This is a genomic window from Kribbella sp. CA-293567, from assembly GCF_027627575.1.
In the GTDB taxonomy this organism is placed as follows: domain Bacteria; phylum Actinomycetota; class Actinomycetes; order Propionibacteriales; family Kribbellaceae; genus Kribbella.
Window position 1 is genome coordinate 5,637,018 of the sequence record NZ_CP114065.1, and the last position, 25,885, is coordinate 5,662,902.

Genomic DNA, 25,885 nt, shown 5'->3' on the forward strand with positions numbered 1-25,885 from the left:
TCGAGCCGGTCCGCTGCCCCAGTGACAATGAGCCATGACCGCCGAAGCGCTCGAGTTGCTCCCCGTCCTGGACCTCCGGCTCGCCTGCCGAACGGTTGGCGAGGGCCGACCGGTGGTGTTCGTCCACGGCAACCCGACGTCGTCGTACCTCTGGCGGAAGGTGATGAGCCCGCGCCTCGGTCGTTGCATCGCACCCGACCTGCCCGGCATGGGCAACTCCGACGCGGTAGACGGCACCGACCCACACCGGTACCGGTTCACCACCCACCAGCGGTACTTCGACGCCTTCCTCGACGCCCTGCACCTGGACCTGGACCAGCCCATCGTGCTCGTCGGACACGACTGGGGTGGCGTGCTCGCCACCAGCTGGGCCCGCCGTCATCCGGACGACGTCGCCGGAATCGCCTACCTCGAGACCCTCGTCGCGCCGGTCACCTGGGACAGCCCCAACGCTCCCAGCCCGGACCTCTTCCAACCACTCCGCGGCCCAGCGGGCGAGCACCTGATCCTGACCGACAACATCTTCATCGAACAAGTCCTTCAGGCCGGCACTCTGCGGCATCTGAGTGACCATGACCTCGCGGCGTACCGGCGCCCCTACCTCGAACCTGGTGAATCACGCCGCCCGATGCTCACCTGGGCCCAGGAAATCCCCATCGACGGCGAACCCGCCGACGTCCATCAGATCGTCACCGCCAACGCCCGATGGATGGCGACCTGCGACGTACCCAAGCTGTTCATCAACGGCTCCCCCGGTGCACTGCTCACCGGCCCACTGCGTGAGTTCTGCCGCGACTGGCCGGCCCAGCAGGAGATCACAGTCAAGGGATCCCACTTCCTGCCCGAGGACTCCCCAGCAGAGATCGAGACCGCGCTGGCACGCTGGATCCCGACCCTTGGCTGAGACTCAGGTCGAGGTACTCGTGGCAACCACAGATGCTCGATCGGGACTGCTCCCGACCAGCCGACGTGAGATCTCATCGAGAACCTACTCGCTGGCATGATGCGGCATCGACTAGGAGCGGGGGTATCCGATGCGAACTTGCCGTGTGATAGCCGGTGTTACCGGGGCTGTCGGGGTGCTGGGGGCGGTAGGAAGTCAGGTCGCGGCCGTCAGCGCCGACCGGACTTTCGCGTCGACTTCGACCGTGGCGCAGAGTCTGATCTCGATCGGGGTGCCGTTCATCGGTGCGGTGGCCGCGGCTCGGCGGGAGCGGTCTATGTTCAAGCTGGCCCTCGGGTACGCCGTGGGGTTGGCGGCCGCCGGGCTGGTGGCGTCGATCCTCGTTGCCTGGTTGGTGCCGTCGACCGCGAACAGCCCGTGGGAGCATGCGCCGATCATCGTGGTTGGGGCCTTCGTCACGCAAATCGTCGCGCAGTTGGTCGGTACCGGGCTTGGCCTGCTGATCGGCCGTGGCTGGATCGCGGCGGTCCTCACGATCCTGCTGCCGCTCGGCTTGTACGGCGTACTGTCCGTGGCCGCACCAGGCGCGCGGGCGTGGCTCACGCCGTACGGGTCGGCTCGATTGTGGTGGACGGGCGAGTTCGGTGGTCCGGACGTGCTGCCGTTCCTGGTGGTGCTCACGTTGTGGGGGCTCGCCCTCAACCTCGCAGGGCTCCACGTCGCGCGTTCGCGACGAGCCCGCGGGTGATGACCGGTCACCTGAAGGCTTGCTCAGCCCTCGATGACCAAGGCGCGAGCCTGCGTGAAGGACTGGCGGAACGCACGCAGCGGGGCGTATTCCGGCGAGTCGAAGTACGCCTGGACGGCCTGCTTGTCCGGGAACCTGATGATGACGCCGATCGCGGGCCGATCGTCGCGCTCGATCGGGAGCGGGTCGGTGTCGCGGGCCAGTGGCTCGCCGCCGTACTTGATCACCAGCGGGAGACTCTGTCGCTCGTACTCGCCGAACCGTTCGGCGTCCGCCGGGGTTGCTTCGATCACCAGGTACGCGCTCATGACTTCTCCCCTTCATCAATCTCGTATCACCAATGCAAACACTCGCCTGATCACGAACTACGGCTGTTGGGATCAGTGATGATGGGCATGCCCCACGCGATTCTTGGCTACGTCGGAGCGAACCTGGTCCATGTCGAGCTCCCTGATCTTCTCGAGAAGGTCCTCGAGGTCGGGTTTCGGCAGAGCGCCGGCCTGGAGGTACACCCCGACCTGGTCGCGGAAGACCGCCAGGGTGGGTAGCGCCCGGATACCGAACGAGTCAGCCACCTTGGTCGCCGCTTCGACGTCCACCTTGCCGAACACGATGTCCGGGTTGGCGTCCGAAGCAGCCTCGTAGATCGGTGCGAACAACTTGCACGCGGGACACCATTCAGCCCAGAAGTCGAGAATCACGATCCCGTCGCGACCCGTTACCTCGTCCACGTTCGCGTCCGTCACGTCGATCGTCGACATCGGATTTCCTCTCGTCGGTGTGTCTGTGGTCGCTCACCGGACGACCTCGATCAGCCCGTCCCGGATCAGCCGCCGGCAGCGAACCAACCTCCGGGAGTCGACGGCGGCGCATGAGTCGATGTTTCCGGCAGTTCGTGTGTCGGTCGGAGCCGATCCTTACGAGGCTCTGGGACGACATCAACCGCGTGCGGCTACACAAACCTGTCGGGCGCTCCTGGTAAGGCAGCGGCGTACGCCGGCACAAACCTGCAAGGTCCCCGAGGAGCAAGGTAGACCACTATGCGCGCAGCCCGGTTCCACAAGTACGGCGGAGCAGAGAGCCTGGTGATCGAGCAGGCCCCCGATCCGCAGCCCGGAGTTGGTGAGATCCGTATCCGCGTCGCGGCGGCCAGCGTCAATCCCATCGACTGGAAACTGCGCGCCGGCGACCTGCAGCAGCTGATTCCCCTGGAGCTACCCGCCATTCCCGGGCGCGACGCCGCCGGGGTGGTCGACGACATCGGTGACGGAGTGCACGGCGTGAGTATCGGCGACCGCGTCTTCGGGCTGGGCGGTGTCATCGGCGCAACCGCGGAGCTGGTCGTCCTCTCGGCCTGGGCCCACTCCCCCGACATCTGGAACGACGAGCAGGCCGCGGCCGCTGGTCTCGCGTCTGTGACCGCGATGCGCGGCCTGAACGCGCTCGGCTCCCTCGCGGGGCGCACCCTTCTCGTCGAGGGCGCCGCCGGTGGCGTGGGCAGCGCGGCGGTCGAGATCGCGGTAGCGCGAGGTGCCACTGTGATCGGGACGGCCAGTGAACGCAACCACGAGTTCCTCACCGCACTTGGCGCCGTTCCCACCACCTACGGCCCCGGCCTGGCGCAGCGTCTGTTCGCTCTCGCCCCGCGCGGAGTCGACGTGGCGCTCGACACCGCGGCTTCCGGATCGCTGGACGACCTCGTCGCGATCACAGATGACCCGACGCGCGTCGCGACGGTCGCCGACCATGCGAGCGGACAGCGCCTGGGCACGCACGTGGTCAACGCGGAGAACGATTCCACTGTTCTGTCCGCGGCCGCGGAACTGGGCCGGCAAGGCCGCTACACACCCCGTATCGAACAGGCCTACTCCCTGGAGCGGATCGCCGACGCCCACGCGCACGCCGAGCGAGGGCGCACCCGAGGAAAGATCGTGATCTGCATCTGAACAGGCCGGCCGGTATCCAGCCGGCCCACCAGGTCGGTAGCTCGCAACAGTGCGGGAACACCGTCCGTGGCAAGCCTTCCGACCGCGGCCTTCGCCGGTTGTGCGGGAAGCGTTCCGCCCCGCAACCGGCGAAGATCAGCGGTGCTCACGGAAGAACTCGGTGAGATCGTGCGCCAGGAGTTCCGGCTCCTCGTGAGCCGCGAAGTGGCCGCCTCTTGGCATGACGGTGTACCTCGTGACGTTGTACGTCCGCTCGGCCCAGCTCCGGGGCGGCTGCGTCAGGTCGGCGGGAAACACGGCCAGCGCGGTGGGGACCGTGACTCGCTTCACCCGCCGCGTCAGGCCCTGCCGATGCTCGTAGTACGGCCGGAACGAGGTCGAGATCGTGTTGGTGAACCAGTAGAGGGACGCCTGCGTCAGGATGAAGTCGTCACTGAACCGGGATGACAGATCGGCTCCGCAGTCGCTCCAGCCGCGGTACTTCTCGACGAGCCAGCCAAGCAGGCCGGCCGGTGAGTCGGTCAGCCCGTACCCCAAGGTGAGTGGGCGTGTGCTCTGCTGGTGCTGGTAGCCGCCCTCTGCGCTGGACCAAGCGGCGACCGATTCGAGGTACGCCTGCTCCTGCGGAGTGACGCTGTCGGCGTCATAGCCGACCGGGTCGCCGACGGCGAGCAGATGGATACCCACCAGAGCCTCAGGGTGGGCTTCGGCCAAGCGGGAGGTGATTCCGGCGCCCAGATCGCCTCCGTGCGCCGCGTAGCGGCCGAAACCGAGTTCGCCGGACATCAGCCGGTGCCAGAGTTCATGGGTCTGCTGCGGTTCCGACAGCGATGCTCGCTGGGAAGAGAAAGCGAATCCGGGCAGCGACGGAACGATGACGGTGAAGGCGTCTGACGCCTTGCCTCCGTGGGCCGACGGCGTGGCCAGTCGGCGAGCCAAGGGGACGAGTTCGAGAAACGAACTCGGCCACCCATGCGTCAGCACGATCGGGAGCGCGTCGGGGTTTTCTCCGTCGAAACGCAGGTAGTGCACCGGAGCGCCGTCGAGGAGAGCGATCTTTGACGGAAGGTTGTTGATCATCGCTTCGTGGGTGCGCCAGTCGTACGACGTCGACCAGTAGGCAACAAGGCGCTGCAGCTCTTCAGTGTCGGTGCCTGCCTCCCAGGCGCTGGTCGGCCACGGGTCCGGCCACCGGGTTCTCGTCAGCCGCGTGCGAAGCTCGGCGAGTTCTGGTTCGGATACAGCGATCTGGGGCAGGTCGTTCGTCACTGGAGTCCTCGATTCGGCCGCGTCGTCTCATGTCAGGTTGTGAGCTGAGTTGTGATCTCGGCCTGACTCTTCAAGGTGTTGTGCACGGGACAGCGGCGGGCGGCGCTGAGAAGCGTGGCTCGTTGGTCGCCGGTCAGTGACTCCGGGAGCCGGATCTCCTGCTCGAAGTGATCGACGCGGCAGGTGCCGCTCGGCGCCTGGCAGTCGTCGGCATGGACCCGGCGATGGTTGACCGTCACCTCGATGGTGTCCAGCGACCACCCCTTGCGGTCCGCTGTGACACGCAGGGTCATCGAGGTACATGCGGCAAGGGCCATAGCAAGGAAGTCGTACGGCGTTGGGCCACGCTCCGTACCGCCTTTGGCCAGTGCCTGATCAGCCGCGTACCGGGAGCCTCGGGTATCCAGTGTCGTGAAGTATCCACCGTGGTTCCGTGCGGTGACTTCCTCGACGTGGTAGCCGGTCGGCTGCGCCTCCTCTTCCACATCCCGGCCGATGTACCTGCCCGCCCACGCGGCGATAACGGAAGCCACATAGATCGCGTCGGACTCGTCCGTGAGCAGATGGTCGGCGTCGTCGAGCGACACGAAGCTCTTGGGATGACTGGCCGCGTGGTAGAGCTCGTCGGCGTTGTCGATGCCCACTATGGCGTCCCGCGGCGCGTGCAGGAAGAGAGTGGCGCCTCGGAAGTCCGCGAGCGCTTTTCGGGGGCTGCTGTGCTGCAGATCCTCCAAGAACGATCGGCCGACCGTGAACCTCCGCCCGGCGATGGTGACGGTTCCGGAGCCTTCGCGGCGTACGGCGTCCAGGTCTCCGTCCAGCAGGCGCCGGACGTGTTCGGGATCAGCCGGTGCGCCGATCGTCGCGATGGCGCGCACGCTGGGCAGCCGCGGAGCGGCGCTCAGTACCGCGCAGCCTCCCAGCGAATGGCCGACCAGGAGAACAGGCGGCGCGATGATCGTGCCCAGGTAGCCGGCCGCGGCTTGCAGGTCGGCGACGTCGGCCGAGAAGGAGGAGTCGGCGAAGTCACCGCCGCTCCGTCCGAGGCCGGTGAAGTCGAACGACAACACCCCGAAGCCCTGACGGGTGAGCGCCCGGGTCAGTTGACGCTCGACCCGCAGGTCCTTGCCGCACGTGAAGCAGTGGGCGAACAGCGCTGTTCCCAGGATCGGCCCCTCGGGACGCTCGAGCCGAGCGGATAGCTCATGGCCCTGCGCACCGGTGAAGGTGCAGTTGCTCGAAGTGGCGTAGCCGGCCGCGGGAACGATCGCTGTCAAGAGTGGCTCCTCTGCCTGTCGAAATCTTCTTCGTAGTGATGAGCCGCAGGAGAAGGCTCGGAATCAGGTGGTGAGCAGGTCAGCGGCGGTTACCTGGTCGAGGTGGATCAGGATGTCGTAGGACTTGCCGAGGGCAACCAACGAGTCGGGGTAGGGGTAGCCGGTTCCGATATCGCGGGTGGGGCGCTTCTCGGCCAGCCAGGAAGTGGCCGACGCAGGCAACCTGCGCAGATCCACCACGAAATTCCGGTACGGCACTTTGCCGACCGTGTGCTCGTTGTTGCCGGCCGGAGCGGGGCCGATCGTGAACTTGCGGACCGTCCCGTTCGGGTCCTCGATGTCGGCCGCGTTGAAGGAGCCTCGGTCGAAGCTCAGCCCGACGGCGACGTAGCGCTTGCCGAGCTGCCTACGCAGGAACTCGCCCTGAGTCACCGGGTAGGTTTCCGGCATCGACGACTCGTAGGCGATGTGACCGTTGTGCGCGGACACCAGCACCTTGCCACCGGTCGTCCGGTTCCACCAGGTGACGTTGTCCGCCATCGTCCGGTCGCGGAACTCGTAGGCCTTCGCCAGTTCGGTGACATCCGTGACGTCGTGGCTGAAGAACTTCGTCACCTGCCAGACCGCCCGGGCGTTCTGGACCGCCCAGTGGCGGGCCGGGCTGGCAGGCAGTGCCTTGACCTTGGCGAGGGCTTGCCTGGCTGCGACTTCCAGAGCGACCCGCTCGGCCAGCGACCTGGCGAGGTACGCGCTGGTCCACGGCGCCACCTCGGCCGTCGACCGGATCCCGGCGTACAGGCGGGTGATTTCCGGCAGCAACTGGGGCCGGGTCCGGGCGACGTGACCGGTGACCCGGTCAATCACCTCCGGGCCGACGTAGCCGAGGTCGTCACCGATGAAGTGCAGCTTTCGGGGGTGGTGCTTGTTGTACTGGCGCATCCACTCGATCAGGTCGAGATACTCCTGGATGTTCCAGAGCCGGTACGACGCCTGAAACTCGCGCCGCATGATCTCGCGGGGCTCGCCCACGCCGGTGGTGACGTAGCGATCCAGAGCGAGGCCGGTACTCCAACTGGCTTCGAGCGCGAAGGTGGTGAAGCCCTTCTCTGCTACGAGCTCGCGGAACATCTTGTGCTTCAGCGCGACGAACTCATGCGAGTTGTGGGTCGCCTCGCCCGCGCCGACCACGGTAGCGCCGCCGATCATTCTGGTCAGCGGCCGCAGGTCGCGCAGCGGACTCGCCGGTTCGACCGACTTCAGCGGGTACGCCGCCCGGGTCAGAGCCGGTACCGGGCTCCCAGCCGGCACCGAGGGCGCACGGGTCGCGAGTGTGTCGGCACTGGACGGCAAGGCGACGATCGCACCGGCCGGGATGGCAATTGCGGTGAGCAGGGCGAAGCCGGCAAGTAGCCGGCTGTTGCGTTTCATTCGGGGGCCTCCGGGTTGTGAGGGCAGCGGTTCAATGCCTTCAGACGGCCCGTTCTACGACTGGACGGTGAAGGTGTACGCCTGCTGGCGGTCGTTCAGCACTGCTCACTTGTGGCAAGCACCTGCCATGATCTTTCGGGGAGACTGTCCCGAGTTCAGTTGGCCCGTCGGTGGTCCCGATGAGAAGGCCACCGAGGATGATGCGGAATCGGATGACTGAGATGATGCGCGTGATGGTGGCGACCACCGCCGTGGTCCAGAGCAACAATCCGAAGAAAATCGGCGTATTTTAGGCGCCTCACCTGGGGATTCGGGGCCCTCTCACAGGCTTCTAACACCGATTGGGCGAAGGCCCGATGGTCATGCATCCTGGCTCGCGTGATCTCTCCAGACGAGTACGTCGTACCTGCCACCGTCAAGGGGCCGCAGGACGAATCGGCCGGTGACCGGGGGCTGACGGGCTGGCTTCTGCAGCACCGGGTGCAGCCGGTCGGTCCGGAGACGGGTGAAGGACACGCACCGCCGCAGGCTTGGTGGAAAGTGATGTGCCTGACCGGTGTCGACTACTTCTCGACCCTGTCCTACCTGCCCGGCATCGCCGCTCTCGCCGCCGGCGCCCTGTCACCGTTGGCGACCCTGCTCATCGTCGCCCTGACGTTGCTGGGGATGTTGCCGATGTACCGGCGAGTGGCCAAGGAAAGCCCGCACGGCCAGGGCTCGATCGCGATGCTGGAGAACCTGCTGCCGTTCTGGCGAGGCAAGTTGTTCGTCCTGGTGCTGCTCGGATTCGTGGCGACGTCCTGGATCATCACCATCACCTTGTCCTCGGCGGACGCGACCGTCCACCTCGTCGAGAACCCCTACACCCCGGACTTCCTGCACGGACAGGAGGTCGCCGTCACCGTCGTACTGCTGCTGATCCTCGGCGGTGTCTTCCTGCTGGGCTTCAGCGAAGCTGTCGGCGTCGCGATCCCGCTGGTCGGGATCTTCCTCGTGCTCAACGCCATGATCGTGGCCGTCGGCCTGTACGACGTGGTCACGGTTCCCGGCGCCTTCGACAGCTGGGTCAACGCGTTGACCGACGGCCGGCAGGGATTCGGCGGGGTGATCGGACCGGCCGTCATCGCGTTCCCGTTGCTGGTACTGGGGATGTCCGGCTTCGAGACCGGCGTCAGCATGATGCCGCTGGTCGCCGCGGACGGCAAGAACGCCGAGCAACGGCTGGCCGACCGGATCCGCAACACCAAGAAGCTGCTCACCGCGGCCGCGGTGATCATGAGCGTCTACCTGCTGGCCACCAGCTTCATCACGACCGTGCTGATCCCCGCCGAGGAGTTCCAGCCCGGCGGTGAAGCGAACGGCCGCGCCATGGCCTACCTCGCGCACGAGAAGCTCGGCGAAGCCTTCGGCACCGTCTACGACCTGAGCAGTGTTCTCATCTTGTGGTTCGCGGGCGCGTCGGCGATGGCCGGGCTGATCAACATCGTGCCCCGGTACCTTCCCTCGTACGGGATGGCGCCCGAGTGGGGCCGCGCGGTCCGGCCGGTGGTGCTCGTCTACACCGCGATCAGCATCGCGATCACCATCGCTTTCGGCGCCGACGTCGATGCCCAGGCAGGTGCCTACGCGACCGGGATCCTGGTCATGATGGTCTCCGGCGCGGTAGCGGTCGCCATCTCCGCGGCGCGACGGCGGCAACGAAAGGCCTCCGTCGCTTTCACCGTTCTGACCTTGATCCTGCTCTACGCCCTGGTCGAGAACATCATCGAGAAGCCCGACGGCATCGCCATCTCCGGGTTGTTCATCGCCGGCATCATCACCGTCTCGCTGATCTCGAGGATCTCCCGGACGACCGAACTGCGGGCGGACCGGATCGAGTTCGACGACACCGCCCGCCAGTTCGTCACCGACTCGATCCGCAACGACGGCGCCCTCAACCTGATCGCCAACCGGCGACAGGCCGGCGACGCCGCGGAGTACACCGCCAAGGAGGCCGAGGTTCGCGCGATGGATCCGGTCCCCGGGCACGCCGACGTGATGTTCCTGGAGATCGACGTGGTCGACCCGTCCACCTTCAGCGACGTGCTGCGCGTCGAAGGCATCGAGGTCGACGGCTTCCGGGTGCTCCGAGCCAAGAGCCCGGCCGCTCCGAACGCGATCGCCGCGATCCTGCTGACCCTGCGCGACACCACCGGCGTACGCCCGCACTGCCACTTCGAATGGTCCGAGGGCAATCCGCTCAGCCATCTGCTGCGCTATCTCATCCTCGGCCGTGGCGACACCGCGCCGGTGGTCCGCGAGATCATCCGCCAGCACGAGCCGGACCCGGCCAGAAGACCAGGCATCCACGTGGGGTGACGTCTCAGGCGAAGTGATCCAGCAAGGCGGCAGGCGCGAAAACATCGGGCCCGACCAGCACCGGATCGCACTGGATCACGCCGACGCCGAGCTGCGCGAGTTGCTCGCGCAGCTCGTCCTCGTGCATCCGCACCCAGTCCTGTCGCGGTCCAGTCGCTTCACGCAACAGTTCGAGCCGGCTGAACGCAATGCCCACCCGGACACCGTCCGGCCGTCGCCCGACCTGCAAGCAGGCCACGTCCACGGCCCCGGCGGTCCGCGTAGGCACGAACAACGGAACGGGATCATCCAGCGAGGCGCTCATGTCCACAAGCTAGACATCACAACTCCGCAAGTACCGCTCTCTCACAGCTCTCCCCCGTCGATCGGCCCATCTCGTACGCACCTCTCACGCGTTCTGGCTGATGGGTACGTTCGGAAGCTGGCCGGGTCCTGTTCCGCGCTTCGTCAGCCAGGTCCAGAGGACTCGTTGCAGGATCAGCGTCGCGACTCCCGCGCAGGTCATCCCCGCGAGGTTGATACCCAACTGAGCAGCTGAGCCGCCGATCTGCTGCGGTGCCCACACCGCCAGCGAAAGCGCCAGGTCACCTACGGCAGAAACGGTGGTGACCGAGATGAACACACCCACCAGCGCATTGGAGCGACCTGCGGTCTGTGACAGTACGCCGGCGCATCCAGCCAGCACGGCCACGACTGCCGACCACTTGTCAGGACGCCAGATGAAGCCGGTGAGCGGCCGTGCCGCAGTCACGTCGTTCACGTCGATCCAGCCCACCGCCCTTGCGCAAGGCGATGCCCAGGGCAACAGCGACGACGACGCCGAACTCGGGTCCCACCACCATGGCACCTACCACCAGGATCGCGGAATCCGTGACGACGGCGACCGCCGCGATCATGGTTGCCAAGGTCAGGAACGCGTAGAACGCCCAAGAACCCCGCGCCTCGGCATACCCCTGGTCCACCACCGCGTCGTCCGGGGCGCCGGGCGCCGCTTCCTCGGTCTCCCAGGCGTTGCGTCACAGGGAACGATGAGCCGAAGATGCATCACCCGCGCATCATCTCCCGCCGCGACCGACTCGACCGGTCTGCCACTGGTACTGGGGCGGGTTTTGGTCAAGGCATTACGCACTACGGGTGCTGGGTGTCACCATGTTCAGGTCATGGCTGAACACGGGTGGTATCGCGCGGCGCGGGCGACGCTGTTCGCAGTAGTCTGCGTGTCGCTCACTACCCTCGGTCACGTACTGATGTCCGGTACGCCGCTGCCCTGGTGGGCCGTCGCCGGCGCATTCGGGTCTGTCTGGGCCTGCGGCTGGTGGCTGGCCGGCTACGAGCGCGACATCGCCTCGATCACCGCCGTCACCGTCGCGGCACAGGCCGTTCTGCACCAAGGTTTCACCTTCACTGAAATGGTCAGCCCGGTGAACTCCGTACACGCGCACCTGGCGAGTTCGAGTGGGCACCACCACGGGCTCGCACTCGGCGAGATGCTGCAGATGTTCTCAGCCCACCTGGTGGTCGCGTCGCTGAGCGGTCTCTGGCTGGCGTACGGCGAACGTGCGGTCTTCGGCGCCATCCGGTGTGCCGCCCAGCGGGTCTACACCTCGTTCGCACTGGCGAGCCGGCCGTCAGCGGCGCTGTGGCTGCCCCGAATCAAGCTGGGCCGGGCGTTCCGGGCCCAGACCCTGCAGCAAGCGCGTCTTGTCCACGCGATCATCTCCCGGGGTCCTCCTCCCTGGGTCGCTGTCGTCTGACAGTTCGACCCACCCGACGCTGAGCCTCTGTGCCGCGCCGGGTTCGGCCATGCCTGACCGGCATGCCGTGATGCGCAACGGATCCGGCCGGACCGCCCGCCGGATCGAGGACTCCCGGAGAAACGAATGCAACGTAGTGACGATGTGGCAACGAAGGTTGCGCCGGACGAACGAAAAGCCGGCTCCAGAGGAGCCGGGCTGTTCCGTGCGTTCTGGCGATGGCATTTCTATGCGAGCTTCCTGGTCATCCCGGTGGTGCTGGTCCTGGCGGTCACCGGCCTGATCTACCTTTTCCGGTTCCAGCTCGAACCGGCCCTGAACGCCGATCTGATGAAGGTGCAGCAGCCGCCCGGACTCCGGGCGCAGCAGTACGACGCTCAACTGGGCGAAGTGAAGAGCGCGTTTCCGGACGCGACCGTCGTGTCGATGACCGAGCCATCCGGTCCGGATCGGTCGACCGTCTTCTCGATCCAGACCGCGGACGGCGCCACGCGGGACGTGTTCGTGGATCCGTACCAGGGCAAGGTGCTCGGATCGCTGGATCCGGACTCGACGTTGTCGGGTGCGTCGATCCTGCTGCACGGCGAGTTGATGGCCGGCCGCTGGGGTGACGCGGTGATCGAGATCGGAGCCTGCTGGGCCCTGGTGATGGCCATCACCGGCTACTACCTCTTCGTCCGCGGCCGGGTCGCCCGGGCGCGACGTCGTACGGCGAAAGCGGCCGGCGCCGCACTTCGATCGCGGCACGCGCTGACCGGATCGGTGCTGGGAGTCGGGTTGCTGTTCCTGATCGTGTCGGGTCTGCCGTGGACCGGCCTCTGGGGCGCGAAGGTCCAGCAGTTCGCAGCGAGTCAGGGCAGTTCGATGTGGGGCGAAGACCCTGGAGCACTGTCGAACCCGACTTCGACCCTGGACGAGTCCTTGCCGCACAGTCACACGGTGCCGTGGGGTCTGGGAGAGACGAAGGTGCCGAAGTCGGATCCGAACCAGGACCGCCGCTCGGTGGCCACTCTCGACACCGCGGTAGCGGTCGGCAGCCAGAAGGGTCTGGCGCGGCCGATGACGATCGCACTCCCGGCCGGCGAGGAGGGGGTGTACTCCGTGATCGGGTACGCGTTCCAGGACCCGGCCAAGGAGCGGACCCTGCACGTCGACCAGTTCGGCGCTCAAGTGGTCTCGACCTACGGCTACCAGGACTATCCTCTGCTGGCCAAGACGGTCGCCCAGGGCATCGCGCTGCACGAGGGCCGCCGGCTGGGCATCACCAACATGGTCCTCACCACGGTGTTCTGTCTAGGCGTGATCTTCATGTGCGTCTCGGGACCACTGATGTGGTGGCGCCGCCGTCCGAAGGCGGCCGGAGCCGTCGGTGCGCCGCGGGGGCGGCTGCCCCTGAAAGCCACACCGGCACTCGCCGTCATCGTGATCGCGCTGGCACTGTTCCTGCCGATGTTCGGGATCACGTTGGTGCTGGCGCTGCTGCTGGACCGGTTGGTGATCCGGCGGACCCCGAGATTGCGCCTCTGGTTCAACACGACCGACTGAACGTCCGGGCCGCCGAGGTGACACCACGTCACTGGTTCGCCCCGCGCAACGACGACATACTGACGTCCAGAGACCAGTCCGGAACAGTGTGGAAAGTGCGGGCACCTTGACGTCTGAGCAGGTGGCGAAGGGATCGAAGGCGACCCTGCGGCGGCTGAATCTGTACAAGCTTCTGCCGCTGGTAGCGGCCGGGGGCGTGGTGCACATCGCGGCGGAAGCTCAGAACTGGTGGCACGCGGCAGTTCTGAGCGCAGGTGTGGTCGCGGGTGTGGTGGGGTTCGTGCGCTGGGCGGATCGCAGACTGATGACGGTCGCCGTGCCGTGCCTGCTGGTCGCGGGCGTCGTCTGGCTGTTCGGTGCGGCGGTCGCGAACAGCGGCGGGTCGTTCATCGGGCTGCTCATCGTCGGTCCGCTCGTCGTGCCGGAACTGAAGCGGCACCAGCTCCCGGCCGCCGTCGGGCTGGTGAGCTTCGTCGCCGTGGTGGGCTCGGCCAAGTTGTGGCTCGCCCCGGAGGAGTTTCGCAGTGACCTGATCGGATTCGTCATCGTTCCGGCCGCGATCACCGCCGTCGTGGTCGGGCTGAGGTTCCCCAACCGGAGGTTCTACGACGTCGTACGGGACCTGGAGGAGTCGCGGGAGCGGGAGGCCGAGCTGGCGGTGATGCGCGAGCGGGTCCGGTTCGCCGGCGATCTCCACGACATCCAGGGCCACACCCTGCACGTGGTCAAGCTGAAGGTCGCCCTGGCGCAGCGGATCCTGCGGTCGGACGCGGCACAGGCCGAGCAGGAGCTCCAGGAGATCCAGGCGCTGGTCGTCGACACGATCGGCCAGACCAAGGCACTGGCCTACGGTCAGCGGCGGCTCAATCTCCAGGCCGAGCTGGAGAACGCGAAGAACCTGCTCGAAGCGGCCGGTGCGCGGGTCACGATCGAGCGCGACGGCGAACCCGATCCGGGCTGGAGCGATCCCCTGAGCCAGGTGCTGCGGGAGACGACCACCAACATCCTGCGTCACGCACAGGCCCGGGAAGTCCGGATCGCACTGGGAACGGCCGGACTGGTGATCGACAACGACGGCGCCGACGGCGATCGGGTGCCCGAGCTTCGGGGCCTCGCCGGGCTACGTGAACGGGTCGAGGACGGCGGTGGCACGCTGCTGGCCGAGCAGCACGGCGAGCGGTTCCGCACGGCAGTCGTCTTCGCCGGCGAGGAAAGAGGGTTGCCGCGATGATCACGATCGTGCTGGCCGACGACGAAGCGCTGCTGCGCAAGGCGCTGGCGAAGCTGTTGCCGATGGAGGGCGACCTGCAGGTGCTCGCCGAGGCCACCGACGGCGCGGAAGCAGTGCAGGTAACGCTGCGCGAGCGTCCCGACGTACTCGTGATCGATCTGGAGATGCCGGGCACCGACGGCCTGGCCGCCGTCGCCGCGATCCGGCGGACCATGCCGAAACAGGCGGTACTGATGCTGACCCGGCACGCCAAGCCGGGAATACTCCGCCGTGCCCTGAAGCTCGGCATCCAGGGCTTCGTCACCAAGTCCGCCGAACCGTCCCACATCGCCGCCGTGATCGCCCTCCTGCACGAAGGAAAGCGATGGATCGATCCGGAGGTCTCAGCTCGTGCCGTCGTCGACGACAACCCACTGACCGAGCGCGAACTGGACGCCCTGCGGCTGACCAGCGACGGGTACTCCGTCGCCGACATCGCGACCCGGCTGTTCCTTGCCGAAGGCACCGTTCGCAACTACCTGTCCAACGCGATGCGCAAGACGCAGGGCACGAGCCGGCACGAGGCGGCCCGCTACGCACGGGAGAACGACTGGCTGTAGGTATGACGTGGTGTCACCTCCGGCCACTGACGGAAGTCATCATGGGTGGTGACGCGGCGGCACTGTGGAGCAACTGCAGCATCGACTGAGATGGACGCATGGCCTCCACCGCAGTCATCGAAGTCGAAGCACTCAATCTCGCGTACGGCGACTTCCATGCCGTCAAGGATCTCTCCTTCCACGTCCGCAAGGGCGAACTGTATGCCCTGCTCGGCACCAACGGGGCCGGCAAGACGTCCACGCTGGAGGTGATCGAAGGACACCGCGTGCCGACGTCGGGGTCGGTGCGGGTCTTCGGCACCAGCCCGCGGAACCGCACCGAGACGCGCCCCAGGATGGGCATCATGCTGCAGGAGAGCGGCTTCTCCCCCGATCTCACGGTGCGCGAGACCGTGCGGCTGATCGGACGGCTGTCCCGGCGCGCCGACAACGTCGAGCGGGTGCTGACGATCGCCGATCTGATGCACAAGGCAACGACTCGGGTCTCCCAGCTGTCCGGCGGCGAGAAGCGGAGACTGGACTTCGCCACGGCCGTGTACGGCGCTCCGGAACTCGTCTTCCTCGACGAACCGACCACCGGGCTGGACATCCAGTCCCGCGACGACCTCTGGGACGCCGTCGACCGCCTGCGTGACGACGGCGCGACCGTCGTACTGACCACGCACTATCTCGAGGAAGCGCAGCAACGCGCCGACCGGATCGGCCTGATGCACAAGGGCACCTTCTACCGCGAGGGAACCGTGCTGGAGCTGACCAGCACGCTGCCGGCCGTGATCAACTTCCGGCTGCCCGACCACGCTCCGCTGCCACCGCTGACCACGACCCGCACCGACAACGACGGCTTCCGGATCGAGACCTTCGCGCTGGAGCAGGACCTTCGCGCGTTGCTCAACTGGGCCCACGGCGCGTCCGTGCCGCTGGCCGAACTCGACGCCGGACCGACCCGGCTCGACGACATCTTCCGGTCGATCGACCGTTGACCACTCTTCTCTCAGACAGGGATCGACCATGTTCGACATCGCGTGGAGCGAACTCGCTCAGACCTTCCGCAACCGATCGGTGCTGATCACCAGCTTCTTCATGCCGGTGGCCGCCAGTGTGTTCTTCATCTGGCGCCGCGAGATCTTCGCCTCCGTCGGCCAGGGTTTCATCGCCGCCCTGGTCGTGTTCACCATCGCCGCCTTCGGCCTCTACGCCAGCGCCGTGACATCGCTGGCAGCCCGCCGGCAGAATCTGTTCCTCAAGCGGCTGCGGTCGACCACCGCGAGCGACGCGGGGATCCTGGTCGGCCTGATTCTGCCGGCCACCGCGCTGGCCACTCTCCAGACGGTCCTGGTCCTCGTCGTCCTGTCCGCCGTCACCGGCCGGCCCGCCGATCTCGCTCTGGTGGCCATCGGCGCCCTCTTGGTGGTCGCCATGATGATCGGCCTCGGCCTGGCAACCGCAGGCGTGACCCGCTCACCCGAACACGCCCAGATCACCACGCTTCCGATCAGCCTGGGCGTGATCGCCGTCGTCAACTGGGTCGCCATCACCGGCTACGAAGAACTCACCGCCCTCAAACGACTTCTCCCCGGCGGCGCGGCCACCGAACTCCTGACCCGGGCCTGGGACGACGGAGTGGCCGCGACCGACGCCCTGATCCTGATCGCGCCGACCCTGGCCTGGGTCGCCGTATCCGGCGCGCTCGCCCTGAAGTACTTCCAATGGGAGCCCCGCCGATGACCTCTCCTTCCCCAACAGCTTCGGAGGAAGCATGAAACGCACCGCAGTACTGTTGACCGTCGCGGTTGCCTCACTGGCGGCCGTGCTGGTTCCAGGCATGACGTCGAGCGGCTCAGCCGCGACCCAGGCCCAGCCGCCGGGCGGTGTCAGGTGGGAAAAGTGCCCGGCAGAGATCGCTGCGGTACCGATTCCCGAAGCAATGCAATGCGGCAAGCTGAAGGTTCCCCTGGATTACCGGGCTCCCGACGGCCGGACGATCGACATCGCGGTCTCCCGGCTGGCCAGCAAGAAGCCGGAGCAGCGGCGCGGCATCCTGCTGACCAACCCCGGCGGACCGTCCGCCGGCGAGGGCTACCCAGCCCTGCTTGTCGCGACCGGTCTTCCACAGAACGTCCTGGACAGTTACGACGTAATCGGATTCGACCCGCGCGGCATCGGCCGCAGTACGCCGGTGACGTGTGACCTCACTCCGGAACAACAGTTGTCCGGCAACATCCCGCCGTACGCGCTGAACGCCGCGGACGTGAGCAAGCGGGCGGCCGAGAGCAAGCAGATGGCCAAGCAGTGCGCCACATCGAAGACGTCCTGGATGCTGCCGCACGTCAGCACAGCCAATGCGGCCCGCGACATGGACCGGATCCGCGTCGCGCTGGGTGAGTCCAAGCTGTCGTACGCCGGCGCGTCATGGGGAACCCACCTGGGCGCGGTGTACACCACGCTGTTCCCGCACCGCAGCGACCGGATCGTGCTCGACAGCAACACCGGCCCGGGCGGCTGGGACTACCCGAGCAACCGGCTCTGGTCACAGGGTGTCGAGGACACCTTCCCGGCCTTCGCGAAGTTTGTCGCGGCCAACCACCGCGAGTACGGACTCGGCAGGACACCGGCACAGGTGCGAGCGAAGTACTTCGAGCTCGCCAGGCAGTTGGAGAAGAAGCCGATCCAGACGCCGGACGGTCCGTTCGACCACGCGTCGTTCCGGCTGCTCAACTTCGGTCTGCTCTACGGTCCGACCCAGCTGACCCTGCTGGCCGGCATCTGGCAGGCGGTCGACGCGAACCAGCCGCCGCCCTCGCTGCCCGGAGGCGGAGCCGCGACAGCTGCCGAAAACCTCATCTCCGGTCGCTACTACATGGTCTGCAACGACTCGCGGTGGCCGACCTCGGTCAAGACGTATCAGCGCAGCGTCGCCATCGACCGGATCCGGTACCCGCTCTTCGGTGCCGCCGGAGCCAACATCACCCCCTGCGCGTACTGGCCGGACCCGGCCGAACGACCGATCCGCATCACCGACCGCGGTCCGTCCAACGTCCTGATGGTGCAGAACCTCCGTGATCCCGCGACGCCGCTGGCCGGTGCGCAGGCGATGCGCAACGCGCTCGGCCGCCGGGTCACGATGGTGACCGCCGACCAGAGCGGCCATGGCGTCTACCCGGCCGGCAAGAACCGCTGCGCGAACCACGCGGTGACGAAGTTCCTCACCACCGGCGACCGGCCGGCGCGCGACTACCACTGCACGGCCGACGCAGCACCCCGCTGATTCACAGCCGATCCCAGTCACGCCGAGAAAGGACCGGTATCCGTTGTCGCGGATACCGGTCCTTTCTTCTCCTTCTTCGGTTCCGCCTGACCCAGCCGGCTCTCAGGCGCCGGCGCCGCCGTCGACCGGCAGGATCGCGCCGGTGACGAACGAGGCCCTGTCGCTGAGTAGCCACGCGGCTGCCTCGGCCACTTCACGTGGCGCGGCCATCCGGCCGAGCGGAACCGTGGTCGTGATCCGCTCCACGATGCCGGGAGTCGCGGCCTCCCAGGTGTCGATCATCTCCGTGGCGGTGCCGCCGGGCGTGATGCCATTGACCCGGATGCCGTCCCGCGCCCAGGTCACGGCGGCAGTCTCGGTGATGCTGTTCAACGCGCGCTTCATGGCGCCGTACGCCGGTAGCGCGGGGTTCGCCCGGCGGCTGCCGATACTCGAGGTGTTCACGATCGCGCCACCGCCGCCGCGACGCATGAGCGCGGCCTCGGCCGTCATCGCGGTCCAGTGCGCCTGGAAGTTCACGGCGAACTGCACGTCGAGGTCCTCGTCGCTGGTGCTGTCGAGCGGACCGGGCTGCTGGATCGCCGCGCCGTTGTTGAACGCGCCGTCGAGCCGTCCATGCCGCTGCTCGACGAGGTCGACCGCCGCCCGGATACTCGTCCGGTCGGCCAGGTCCATCGTGACGGTGTCGGCGACACCGCCGTCGGCGCGGATCTCGGTGACGAGCTCCTGCAGGACGCCGGTACTGCGGGCGGCGAGCACGACGGCGGCTCCCTCGTACGCGAAGAGCCGGGCCGCTGCCGCGCCGATTCCGCGGCTGGCGCCGGTGATGAAGACGACCTTGCCGGTGAGCAGGCCGATCGGTGCACTGTCGGTTTGGTTGGTCATGCCGTCAGTGTCGGATCGTCATCGAGCCCGGAGCCAGGCACAGGTTGTACCAGGGTCGGTCGGCGTACGGTGCACATACTGGAGGCATGGACAAGCAAGAACTCGGCGCGTTCCTCCGGAGCCGTCGTGAGCGACTTAGACCGCAGGACGTCGGCCTGCCCTCGGGGCCACGACGCCGGACACCAGGTCTGCGCCGGGAGGAGGTCGCGGTCCTGGCGCACATCTCCACGGAGTACTACGTCCGGCTCGAACAGGGAAGAGCACCGCGACCTTCGGGCGAGGTCCTCGCCGGAATCGCCGGCGCGCTGCGACTGACCGACGCCGAGTCGCAGCACCTGCACGTCCTCGCGGGCACCGCCCCGACCCGAACCGGCCTGCATCGGCGCGAGGTCCGTCCGAGCATCCTCACGCTGCTCGAGCGGCTGCCACAGACGGCCGGTTTCGTCATCTCCGCGGCGTTCGAGGTGCTGGCCTGGAACGACCTCGCGGCCGCGCTGATGACCGACTTCGCCGAGCTCACGCCGCAGGACCGCAATCTCGCCCGTCGCGCCTTTCTGGAGCCGGGTGACGCGCCGCTGTTCGGGATCTCCGACGCTGCGGAGTTCCGGCACCACGTCGTGATGGAGCTGCGGTCGACCCTCGCCCGGTACCCCGCTGACCCCACGGTGATCGACCTCGTCGCCGAACTCCGCACCGGCAGCGCCGACTTCGCCCGGCTCTGGGAGCGGCACGACGTCCACGCCCCGTCGTTGCTCACGAAGACGTTCCACCACCCGAGCGTCGGGGAGATCACTGTCGACTGCGACTCGCTCGCGCTCACCGACCGCGATCAGCACCTCGTGCTCTACAGCGCACCCCTCGGGTCCCGCGACGCCGAAGCGCTGGCCCTGCTCAACGTCCTGGGACCGGAAGGCGTCCGGACCAGCTGAGGAAGCCGATACGTCGTACGGGCGGATGTCTCGCCGCCGGCGTACGCGATGATGACGCTGCTCGCCGGCCAGTTGCGCCAAGGCCGGGCACGAGTGGTCAACGTCGTCTCCGACACCCTCCGCGACGCCCGGCAGATCAAGTTCCCCGGCCCGGCACGACCACCCGTACTCCGGGTCGACGACCTGCACCACCTCACCCGACTCAACCCGTCCGATGGTTTCGTCCCCTTCCAGGCTTACGCTCGGGCGAAACTGCTGACCGTCATGGCCGGCTACCAGCTCGCCCGCGAGTGGGCATCGGACGGAGTGACAGTCAACGCGGTCCATCCGGGGATCGTTGCCACCGGCATCATCGACGATCTCGTCCCGCCGGCCCTCCGGCCGTTCCGCAGCCTGATCCGGCGCACCATGCTCACTCCCGCGCAAGGAGCCGCCGCGGCGCTCCGCCTCGCCACAGACCCCAGCCTGGACGGCGTGACGGGCCGTTACTTCGTCCGGCACACCCAGACGGCCACCCCGCCCATCTCCTACGACCGCACCGCGCAACAGCTCCTCCGAACCGCCAGCGACCGCTTCCTCCACGATGCTCCTTCGAGCGCATCCTGAGCGTCAGCACGCGGACGAGCTCAGCCGGCGGAGATCTGGGCCCTCAGTCGGTGAGGGGGCGCATGAAGGTTCGGTCGTAGCGGAGTACGCAGCCGCTGTCGTTCCTGATCTTGTCCGCGGCAACGAAATCCGGATCGACCCCGAAAAGCTCCCGGTACTGCTCGTACGCCGCGAGGCTCGGGAAGCTGAACAGCGCGATCGCCCGATCGCTGGCGCCCTCGCTCGGCAGGTAATAGCCGTGATGGGTGCCGCCATGGCGGTTCACCAGCTCGACCCATCGCCGGCCGAACTCCTCGAACGCCTCGATCTTCGCGGGATCGATCACGTAGTCCACAACACAGGTGATCATCTACGGTTCTTCTCCAAGTCAGGTCTGCTGGACTTCCTGGACGAAGACGATCTTGTTACCCGTGGGGTCCACCCCTCCGCGCGCCGGGCAACGACTTGGCGCAGTACGGCGCCGGCGCACCGGCTCGGCCTTGCATGTTCGCGTCCCGCGCGGGAACCGGACGAGCCGGGGAGTTGTCGAGCATCGTGTGGAGGAACGAAATGCGAATCGTCGTCACCGGCGCGTCTGGGAATGTCGGCTCAGGGTTGCTGCGCGCCTTGGCACGAGACAGCACCGATCACGAGGTGATCGGTGTCTGCCGACGGCCACCGCCCGCGGAGGCTCCGTTCGACCTGGCCAGTTGGTACCCGCTGGATGTCAGCGCTCCTGACGCGGAATCGCAACTGACCGCGCTGTGCTCCGGAGCGGACGCGGTGGTTCATCTCGCGTGGGCTTTCGGCCCGGTTCCCGACTGGTCGACGATGCGCCGAGTGAACGTGGAGGGCACTGCGGCGGTGCTGGCAGCAGCGGCCGCGAACCGGGTTCCTCACGTCGTCCACACTTCCTCCATCGCCGCCTACGGCGCCCGGCAGAGCGATGCCGAGCCGGTCTCGGAGGCGGCAGCTACCCCCGGCATCCCAGGATCGGCGTACGGCCGGGACAAATCCGATGTCGAGGAGCTGATACGCCGCTTCGCCGAAGAACACACCGACACAGCGGTCACAGTGGTACGCCCGACTTTGGTTGCACAGCGCGCCGCGTCGAGCAGCTTCCGTGCTCTGTTCTTCGATCCGCTGATACCGACCGCGCTCATACGCCTGGCCGTCGCCCAGCGACTGCCCGTACTACCGCTGCCCGATGGGCTGGCTGTTCAGTTCGTCCATGCCGATGACCTGGGCGACGCGCTCGTGCGAATACTGCAGACGCGAGCCACCGGAGCTTTCAACCTGGCTGCGGAGGTCCTGGACGCCCAGGCCCTTGCTGGACTCGTCGGCGCCCGGCAGCTCGACGTACCGCCCGGTTTGATGCGCTCCGTGGTCTCGGCACTGTGGCGTCTACGCTTGCTGCGGATGTCGCCGGGCTGGTTCGACGTAGCGACTCGTTCACCTGTAGTCGACACGGCGCGCGCCAGGGAACAGCTGTCCTGGAGTCCGGCATTCAGCAGCCTCGACGCGGCAGCAGAACAGCTGCGTGGACTAGCGGACGAAGCCGACGGACCGAGCCCCGTCCTGCGCCGCGACCGTCTGACGACCGAACCCTCAACATCCGGCCGGACCATGGGCGGGTGTACCTGATGCGATTGGCAGGTCGAGCCGATGTGATCGCCTTGCTCGAGTCATTGCCGGACCGTCCGCTCAACTACCGGCCGACCGACATCGACGAGACCTGGGTGCGCGAAAGTCATCGCCATCCTGTCGGACACGAGCGTCCCGGGCCGCCTCAGGCCGATGACCTGTTCGCACGCGCGGAGGCTGTTGTTCGGGACTACGCATTCACTCCACCCAACATCATTCGCGCCTTCTACAACCCGCGCGAGCCGCTCCAAGGCCGCAACATGCTGCTCGAAGGCCGCTTCCTGCCGTTCAAGTTCCTCATGCCCGTGAGAATCACCGCTGTTCACAGCTTCTCCGACGACGAGCACACCGTGGCCGGCTGGGCCTACGAGACACTGCGCGGTCATTTCGAGCGAGGCCGCGTCGACTACACCGTCGTCAAGGATCACAGCACCGGCCAGATCGACTTCAACATCGACACCGTCTGGCAACTTCACCCCGGGGCTCACCCTGTCATTCGTCTCGGGTGGTCGCTGTTCGGCGACCGAACCCGGCGCGCCTTCTACAGCCGCAGCGGTAGCCGTCTCCGCGATCTGTCCAAGCCGCGACCACCTGTCGTGAAAGTGCCAGCTCCCAGTTCGGCATCGCGTGGCCTTCTCCTGCTCAATACAACCGACGACGACCAGCCGCCCAGCTCCCGGCGGCAGCAACACCCATAGCTCAAGAGACCTCGGCCCAGACGATGCAGAACTCGTTGTTCTCAGGGTCTCGGAGCACCTGCCACTGGTCGCCGTCGTAGACGTCGCCGGCAGGAGTCGCTCCGAGGGAAACGGCGCGATCAACGGCCTCCTGGCGGCCGGCAGCCGGAACCTCCAAGTCCAGGTGCAGGCGGTTCTTGAAGACCGGAAGGGGATCGGGCACGCGGACGAAGTCGATCCGAACGGCCGGACCGTGGAGCTTCGCGTCACCGTCGGCGCTGAACCGCAGATCTCCGCCGAGCAACTGTTGCCAGAACTGCCCGAGCGACAACGGATCCGCACAGTCGATGGCCACCGCGCTGATCTGGGGAACAACGTCGATCCGGCGCCAGGCCTCGTAGAGTGACGCGGTGGAATTCACCGAGGTGCTTCGTCGTCGTCGGATGGTTCGGCAGTTTGCCGATCGGGAGTTGCCAGCGGAGGTAGTGGATCGGATCGTGGCCAGCGCGCTGCGGGCGCCGTCAGCGGGTTTCGCGCAGGGCTGGGGATTCCTGGTGCTGCAGGACGCGGCGGACCGGGCGCGGTTCTGGCCGTTCGTACCGAACCAAACCGCGCACACCCCCGCGATGCAGAACGCGCCGCTGGTCGTCGTACCGATGGCTCAGAAGGCAAGCTACCTGGCGCGGTACGCCGAGGCTGACAAGGGCTGGGAGGACCGCGCCGAGGCGAAGTGGCCGGCGCCGTACTGGTATGTGGACACCGGTATGGCGACGCTGCTCATGCTGCTGTCCGCGGTCGACGAGGGGCTCGGCGCGTTCTTCTTCTGGATCATGCCCAAGGCGCGCGACGACCGGCCGGATTCGGAGATTCCCGCGCACCTGCAGCGGTTCCGCGACGAGTTCGGGATCCCCGACGACTATCACCCGATCGGCGCGATCGCGATCGGCTACCGCGCCGCCGACGCCGCACCGCAGAACCCGACACTCGCCGAACGACGGCGCAACATCGACCTCGTCGTCCATCGCGGGCAATGGGGTACGCCGATGTACGGGTCGATCACCGAGCCGCCGGCAGCTTCACGCTGACCCGCTGACCGCAGGGCAGGCCCGCTACCGCGATTACGACGGCCACGCGTCCCCGGTGTCCCCCGTGAGGACTACGGAAAGTGTCCTCTCCAAGGGGATTCGTGCCGCCGCGGTCTCCACTTACGTTGTGCTGGCGACGGCATCAGCGCGTCGCAACGCCGAAGCTGGAGGCACGAGCGATGAAGACAATGCAACGGTCAGTGGGAGCCGGTATCCCCCGCAGGTTCACCGGGTTGGCGATCTCGGTGGCGCTCACTGTCGCCGCGGTGGTGGGCGGTAACGCCGCCGCGGCAGACCAGGCGATGATCGCGGCCGCACCGCCTGCAGTCGCCGCGCCGCGCATAGTCTGGGGCCCGTGCCCGATGTCGACTGAGGACCCCCGGCTCATCTGCGGAACGGTGAAGGTTCCGCTCGACTACCGGAACCCCGGTGGCGAGCAGATCGAGGTAGCTGTCTCGAAGTTGCCGGCAGCAAAGTCCAGCGCTCGCCGCGGTGTCCTGCTGCTGAACCCGGGCGGCCCGGCGTTGCCCGGCCTGGACGCACCGGTTGCCATGGCGCCGACCCTGCCGCCGTCGGTGTTGGCGGCCTACGACCTGATCGGCTTTGACCCGCGTGGAGTCGAGCACAGCACCCCGCAGAGCTGCGGCCTCGACGACCCGTCACTCGCCGGCCTCTTCCCGTACCCGGCCGCGGACGGCTCGATCACCGCGAACGTCAAGCACGCCCGCACCACCGCGGAACGGTGTCTGACGAACGCCGGCCAGAAGCTCCGTCACTTCACCACCGCCAACACGGCCCGCGACCTGGACCGCATCCGTACGGCGCTCGGCGAGAAGAAGATCTCCTTCTGGGGTCAGTCCTACGGCACCTATCTCGGCACCGTCTACGCGTCGCTGTTCCCGAAGCGCGCCGACCGGGTGGTCCTCGAGGGCAACGTCGACCCCACGAAGGTCTGGGCCAACGCGAAGGACAACTGGGGCAAGGCCATGTCGGAACGCTTCCCCGACGCGGCAAAGGTCGCCGCGGCGCAGCACGCCACGCTCGGACTGGGTGGCACCGTCGACGAGGTGACGCAGAAGTACCTCGTACTCGCCGATCGCCTCGACCGCGCCCCCGCGCCCGTCCCCGGCACCTCGCTCATCCTGACGGGTTCGATACTGCGCACCGTCACTTACAGCCTCCTGCTGCAGAACGAGGCCCTCCCTGTGCTGGCGCAGTTCTGGAAGGCTGCGGTCGCGCTGGCCGACGGCACGCTCACCGAGGCGGACGGCCAAGTACTCCAGCAGGTATTCGCCGCACCGCCGCCGACCCCGGGCGTGCCGGCCGACAACCAGGCCACCATGTTCCTGGCGCTGACCTGTGGTGACGCGCCGTGGTCCAACGACGTCCACGAGTACGCCCGCCGCACCGCCGAGGACCGCCGGGCCTGGCCGCTTACCGCAGGGATGCCCGCCAACATCTGGCCGTGCGCGTTCTGGCCGAAGCCGATCGAAAAGCCCGTCCGCGTTACCGACCAGGGACCGCGCAACATACTGATCCTGCAGAACCGCAGAGACAACGCCACCCCGTGGGAGGACGGTCTCGGGCTGTACGAAGTCCTCGGCAAGCGAGCGGCTTTCGTCGGCGCGGAAAACGGCGGGCACTACGTGTACGACCAGGGCTCCTCATGCGTGGACAAAGCGACGGTAGCGTTCCTGACTACCGGCCGGCTGCCGGGCAAGAAGGTCTACTGCACCGACGTCGCACCGCAGTAACC

At 67.3% G+C, this 25,885-nt stretch carries 28 protein-coding genes; 17 read left to right on the forward strand and 11 right to left on the reverse strand.

The features are described 5' to 3' along the window. Positions 1 to 34 precede the first annotated feature (34 nt). The gene (locus OX958_RS25990) at positions 35 to 904 is read left to right on the forward strand and encodes a haloalkane dehalogenase (protein ID WP_270132133.1); all 870 of its coding nucleotides are present in this window, start codon (positions 35 to 37) and stop codon (positions 902 to 904) included. A 244-nt stretch (positions 905 to 1,148) separates the two neighbouring features. After that, the gene (locus OX958_RS25995; protein ID WP_270132135.1) at positions 1,149 to 1,652 is read left to right on the forward strand and encodes a hypothetical protein; all 504 of its coding nucleotides are present in this window, start codon (positions 1,149 to 1,151) and stop codon (positions 1,650 to 1,652) included. Between the two features lie 23 nt (positions 1,653 to 1,675). Here OX958_RS25995 and OX958_RS26000 read toward each other — a convergent pair whose 3' ends face one another. Both OX958_RS26000 and OX958_RS26005 read right to left on the reverse strand, forming a co-directional pair. Next, positions 1,676 to 1,960 (reverse strand): DUF1330 domain-containing protein, encoded by a 285-nt coding sequence (locus tag OX958_RS26000; RefSeq protein WP_270132137.1) that lies wholly within the window; start codon positions 1,958 to 1,960, stop codon positions 1,676 to 1,678. Positions 1,961 to 2,032: 72 nt separating this feature from the next. Next, a complete protein-coding gene (locus OX958_RS26005) occupies positions 2,033 to 2,413 on the reverse strand; it encodes a thioredoxin family protein (protein WP_270132140.1) in 381 nt (126 codons plus the stop codon). Positions 2,414 to 2,692: 279 nt separating this feature from the next. Here OX958_RS26005 and OX958_RS26010 point away from each other — a divergent pair, with 279 nt between their 5' ends. Continuing rightward, a complete protein-coding gene (locus tag OX958_RS26010) occupies positions 2,693 to 3,598 on the forward strand; it encodes an NADP-dependent oxidoreductase (RefSeq protein ID WP_442913223.1) in 906 nt (301 codons plus the stop codon). Positions 3,599 to 3,733: 135 nt separating this feature from the next. On the opposite strand, the gene OX958_RS26015 is transcribed toward OX958_RS26010, so the two are convergent. From OX958_RS26015 to OX958_RS26025, 3 genes are all read right to left on the reverse strand, one after another. Next, positions 3,734 to 4,867 carry an epoxide hydrolase family protein gene (locus OX958_RS26015; RefSeq protein WP_270132144.1) on the reverse strand — a complete coding sequence of 378 codons (1,134 nt, stop codon included), beginning with the start codon at positions 4,865 to 4,867 and terminating at the stop codon, positions 3,734 to 3,736. Positions 4,868 to 4,899: 32 nt separating this feature from the next. Then, the gene (locus OX958_RS26020) at positions 4,900 to 6,144 is read right to left on the reverse strand and encodes a bifunctional alpha/beta hydrolase/OsmC family protein (protein ID WP_270132147.1); all 1,245 of its coding nucleotides are present in this window, start codon (positions 6,142 to 6,144) and stop codon (positions 4,900 to 4,902) included. A 63-nt stretch (positions 6,145 to 6,207) separates the two neighbouring features. Next, positions 6,208 to 7,572 carry an erythromycin esterase family protein gene (locus OX958_RS26025; RefSeq protein WP_270132149.1) on the reverse strand — a complete coding sequence of 455 codons (1,365 nt, stop codon included), beginning with the start codon at positions 7,570 to 7,572 and terminating at the stop codon, positions 6,208 to 6,210. A 378-nt stretch (positions 7,573 to 7,950) separates the two neighbouring features. Between OX958_RS26025 and OX958_RS26030 the strand changes: the two genes are divergently transcribed. Next, positions 7,951 to 9,930, forward strand: coding sequence for an amino acid transporter (locus OX958_RS26030; RefSeq protein ID WP_270132151.1), 1,980 nt, complete (start codon positions 7,951 to 7,953; stop codon positions 9,928 to 9,930). A 4-nt stretch (positions 9,931 to 9,934) separates the two neighbouring features. Here the strand turns inward: OX958_RS26030 and OX958_RS26035 are convergent, their stop codons facing one another. The 3 genes from OX958_RS26035 to OX958_RS26045 form a co-directional block, all read right to left on the reverse strand. Next, positions 9,935 to 10,234 (reverse strand): SAV_915 family protein, encoded by a 300-nt coding sequence (locus OX958_RS26035; protein ID WP_270132153.1) that lies wholly within the window; start codon positions 10,232 to 10,234, stop codon positions 9,935 to 9,937. An 84-nt stretch (positions 10,235 to 10,318) separates the two neighbouring features. Beyond that, a complete protein-coding gene (locus tag OX958_RS26040) occupies positions 10,319 to 10,705 on the reverse strand; it encodes a DUF389 domain-containing protein (protein ID WP_270132156.1) in 387 nt (128 codons plus the stop codon). Further along, the gene (locus OX958_RS26045) at positions 10,638 to 10,892 is read right to left on the reverse strand and encodes a hypothetical protein (protein WP_270132158.1); all 255 of its coding nucleotides are present in this window, start codon (positions 10,890 to 10,892) and stop codon (positions 10,638 to 10,640) included. Before OX958_RS26045 ends, OX958_RS26040 begins: the two co-directional genes overlap by 68 nt. A gap of 198 nt (positions 10,893 to 11,090) precedes the next feature. Between OX958_RS26045 and OX958_RS26050 the strand changes: the two genes are divergently transcribed. The 7 genes from OX958_RS26050 (at position 11,091) to OX958_RS26080 (ending at position 18,324) form a co-directional block, all read left to right on the forward strand. Further along, positions 11,091 to 11,684 (forward strand): hypothetical protein, encoded by a 594-nt coding sequence (locus tag OX958_RS26050; RefSeq protein ID WP_270132160.1) that lies wholly within the window; start codon positions 11,091 to 11,093, stop codon positions 11,682 to 11,684. 126 nt (positions 11,685 to 11,810) lie between these two features. Continuing rightward, a complete protein-coding gene (locus OX958_RS26055) occupies positions 11,811 to 13,229 on the forward strand; it encodes a PepSY-associated TM helix domain-containing protein (protein WP_270132162.1) in 1,419 nt (472 codons plus the stop codon). A 106-nt stretch (positions 13,230 to 13,335) separates the two neighbouring features. Beyond that, complete coding sequence (locus OX958_RS26060) at positions 13,336 to 14,460, forward strand: sensor histidine kinase (protein WP_270132163.1); 1,125 nt, start codon at positions 13,336 to 13,338, stop codon at positions 14,458 to 14,460. Further along, the gene (locus OX958_RS26065) at positions 14,457 to 15,059 is read left to right on the forward strand and encodes a response regulator transcription factor (RefSeq protein WP_270132166.1); all 603 of its coding nucleotides are present in this window, start codon (positions 14,457 to 14,459) and stop codon (positions 15,057 to 15,059) included. The genes OX958_RS26060 and OX958_RS26065 overlap by 4 nt, the downstream gene beginning before the upstream one ends. A 98-nt stretch (positions 15,060 to 15,157) precedes the next feature. Beyond that, positions 15,158 to 16,039, forward strand: a complete 882-nt coding sequence (locus tag OX958_RS26070) for an ABC transporter ATP-binding protein (RefSeq protein ID WP_270132168.1) — start codon at positions 15,158 to 15,160, stop codon at positions 16,037 to 16,039. Positions 16,040 to 16,067: 28 nt separating this feature from the next. After that, on the forward strand, positions 16,068 to 16,784 hold the full coding sequence (locus OX958_RS26075; protein ID WP_270132170.1) for an ABC transporter permease: 717 nt from the start codon (positions 16,068 to 16,070) through the stop codon (positions 16,782 to 16,784). Between the two features lie 31 nt (positions 16,785 to 16,815). After that, a complete protein-coding gene (locus tag OX958_RS26080; RefSeq protein ID WP_270132173.1) occupies positions 16,816 to 18,324 on the forward strand; it encodes an alpha/beta hydrolase in 1,509 nt (502 codons plus the stop codon). A 102-nt stretch (positions 18,325 to 18,426) separates the two neighbouring features. Here OX958_RS26080 and OX958_RS26085 read toward each other — a convergent pair whose 3' ends face one another. Continuing rightward, positions 18,427 to 19,209 carry an SDR family NAD(P)-dependent oxidoreductase gene (locus tag OX958_RS26085; RefSeq protein WP_270132176.1) on the reverse strand — a complete coding sequence of 261 codons (783 nt, stop codon included), beginning with the start codon at positions 19,207 to 19,209 and terminating at the stop codon, positions 18,427 to 18,429. A gap of 86 nt (positions 19,210 to 19,295) precedes the next feature. Between OX958_RS26085 and OX958_RS26090 the strand changes: the two genes are divergently transcribed. Further along, positions 19,296 to 20,138, forward strand: coding sequence for a helix-turn-helix transcriptional regulator (locus tag OX958_RS26090; protein WP_270132178.1), 843 nt, complete (start codon positions 19,296 to 19,298; stop codon positions 20,136 to 20,138). Positions 20,139 to 20,186: 48 nt separating this feature from the next. Further along, on the forward strand, positions 20,187 to 20,744 hold the full coding sequence (locus OX958_RS26095; protein WP_270132180.1) for an SDR family oxidoreductase: 558 nt from the start codon (positions 20,187 to 20,189) through the stop codon (positions 20,742 to 20,744). 43 nt (positions 20,745 to 20,787) lie between these two features. On the opposite strand, the gene OX958_RS26100 is transcribed toward OX958_RS26095, so the two are convergent. Continuing rightward, entirely contained in the window at positions 20,788 to 21,093 is a 306-nt protein-coding gene (locus OX958_RS26100; protein ID WP_270132182.1) for an NIPSNAP family protein, read from the reverse strand. Positions 21,094 to 21,293: 200 nt separating this feature from the next. Here OX958_RS26100 and OX958_RS26105 point away from each other — a divergent pair, with 200 nt between their 5' ends. Continuing rightward, entirely contained in the window at positions 21,294 to 22,367 is a 1,074-nt protein-coding gene (locus tag OX958_RS26105) for an NAD-dependent epimerase/dehydratase family protein (RefSeq protein WP_270132184.1), read from the forward strand. Beyond that, the gene (locus OX958_RS26110) at positions 22,367 to 23,065 is read left to right on the forward strand and encodes a DUF1990 family protein (RefSeq protein WP_270139156.1); all 699 of its coding nucleotides are present in this window, start codon (positions 22,367 to 22,369) and stop codon (positions 23,063 to 23,065) included. Before OX958_RS26105 ends, OX958_RS26110 begins: the two co-directional genes overlap by 1 nt. A gap of 1 nt (position 23,066) precedes the next feature. Here the strand turns inward: OX958_RS26110 and OX958_RS26115 are convergent, their stop codons facing one another. Then, positions 23,067 to 23,465, reverse strand: coding sequence for a VOC family protein (locus tag OX958_RS26115; RefSeq protein ID WP_270132185.1), 399 nt, complete (start codon positions 23,463 to 23,465; stop codon positions 23,067 to 23,069). Between the two features lie 22 nt (positions 23,466 to 23,487). Here OX958_RS26115 and OX958_RS26120 point away from each other — a divergent pair, with 22 nt between their 5' ends. Continuing rightward, positions 23,488 to 24,129: a nitroreductase family protein gene (locus tag OX958_RS26120; RefSeq protein WP_333486522.1), complete on the forward strand. Its 642-nt coding sequence runs from the start codon at positions 23,488 to 23,490 to the stop codon at positions 24,127 to 24,129. 179 nt (positions 24,130 to 24,308) lie between these two features. Continuing rightward, complete coding sequence (locus OX958_RS26125; RefSeq protein WP_270132188.1) at positions 24,309 to 25,883, forward strand: alpha/beta hydrolase; 1,575 nt, start codon at positions 24,309 to 24,311, stop codon at positions 25,881 to 25,883. Positions 25,884 to 25,885 lie beyond the last annotated feature (2 nt).

Excerpts from the sequence above, each read along its gene's own strand:
- OX958_RS26100 (WP_270132182.1), bottom strand. The coding sequence starts at position 21,093 with ATGATCACCTGTGTTGTGGACTACGTGATCGATCCCGCGAAGATCGAG.
- OX958_RS26025 (WP_270132149.1), bottom strand. The coding sequence starts at position 7,572 with ATGAAACGCAACAGCCGGCTACTTGCCGGCTTCGCCCTGCTCACCGCA.
- OX958_RS26085 (WP_270132176.1), bottom strand. The coding sequence starts at position 19,209 with ATGACCAACCAAACCGACAGTGCACCGATCGGCCTGCTCACCGGCAAG.
- OX958_RS26035 (WP_270132153.1), bottom strand. The coding sequence starts at position 10,234 with ATGAGCGCCTCGCTGGATGATCCCGTTCCGTTGTTCGTGCCTACGCGG.
- OX958_RS26050 (WP_270132160.1), top strand. The coding sequence starts at position 11,091 with ATGGCTGAACACGGGTGGTATCGCGCGGCGCGGGCGACGCTGTTCGCA.
- OX958_RS26080 (WP_270132173.1), top strand. The coding sequence starts at position 16,816 with ATGAAACGCACCGCAGTACTGTTGACCGTCGCGGTTGCCTCACTGGCG.
- OX958_RS26120 (WP_333486522.1), top strand. The coding sequence starts at position 23,488 with ATGGTTCGGCAGTTTGCCGATCGGGAGTTGCCAGCGGAGGTAGTGGAT.
- OX958_RS26065 (WP_270132166.1), top strand. The coding sequence starts at position 14,457 with ATGATCACGATCGTGCTGGCCGACGACGAAGCGCTGCTGCGCAAGGCG.
- OX958_RS26110 (WP_270139156.1), top strand. The coding sequence starts at position 22,367 with ATGCGATTGGCAGGTCGAGCCGATGTGATCGCCTTGCTCGAGTCATTG.
- OX958_RS26095 (WP_270132180.1), top strand. The coding sequence starts at position 20,187 with ATGATGACGCTGCTCGCCGGCCAGTTGCGCCAAGGCCGGGCACGAGTG.
- OX958_RS26090 (WP_270132178.1), top strand. The coding sequence starts at position 19,296 with ATGGACAAGCAAGAACTCGGCGCGTTCCTCCGGAGCCGTCGTGAGCGA.
- OX958_RS26075 (WP_270132170.1), top strand. The coding sequence starts at position 16,068 with ATGTTCGACATCGCGTGGAGCGAACTCGCTCAGACCTTCCGCAACCGA.
- OX958_RS25990 (WP_270132133.1), top strand. The coding sequence starts at position 35 with ATGACCGCCGAAGCGCTCGAGTTGCTCCCCGTCCTGGACCTCCGGCTC.
- OX958_RS26070 (WP_270132168.1), top strand. The coding sequence starts at position 15,158 with ATGGCCTCCACCGCAGTCATCGAAGTCGAAGCACTCAATCTCGCGTAC.
- OX958_RS26055 (WP_270132162.1), top strand. The coding sequence starts at position 11,811 with ATGCAACGTAGTGACGATGTGGCAACGAAGGTTGCGCCGGACGAACGA.
- OX958_RS26105 (WP_270132184.1), top strand. The coding sequence starts at position 21,294 with ATGCGAATCGTCGTCACCGGCGCGTCTGGGAATGTCGGCTCAGGGTTG.
- OX958_RS26005 (WP_270132140.1), bottom strand. The coding sequence starts at position 2,413 with ATGTCGACGATCGACGTGACGGACGCGAACGTGGACGAGGTAACGGGT.
- OX958_RS26125 (WP_270132188.1), top strand. The coding sequence starts at position 24,309 with ATGAAGACAATGCAACGGTCAGTGGGAGCCGGTATCCCCCGCAGGTTC.
- OX958_RS26010 (WP_442913223.1), top strand. The coding sequence starts at position 2,693 with ATGCGCGCAGCCCGGTTCCACAAGTACGGCGGAGCAGAGAGCCTGGTG.
- OX958_RS26000 (WP_270132137.1), bottom strand. The coding sequence starts at position 1,960 with ATGAGCGCGTACCTGGTGATCGAAGCAACCCCGGCGGACGCCGAACGG.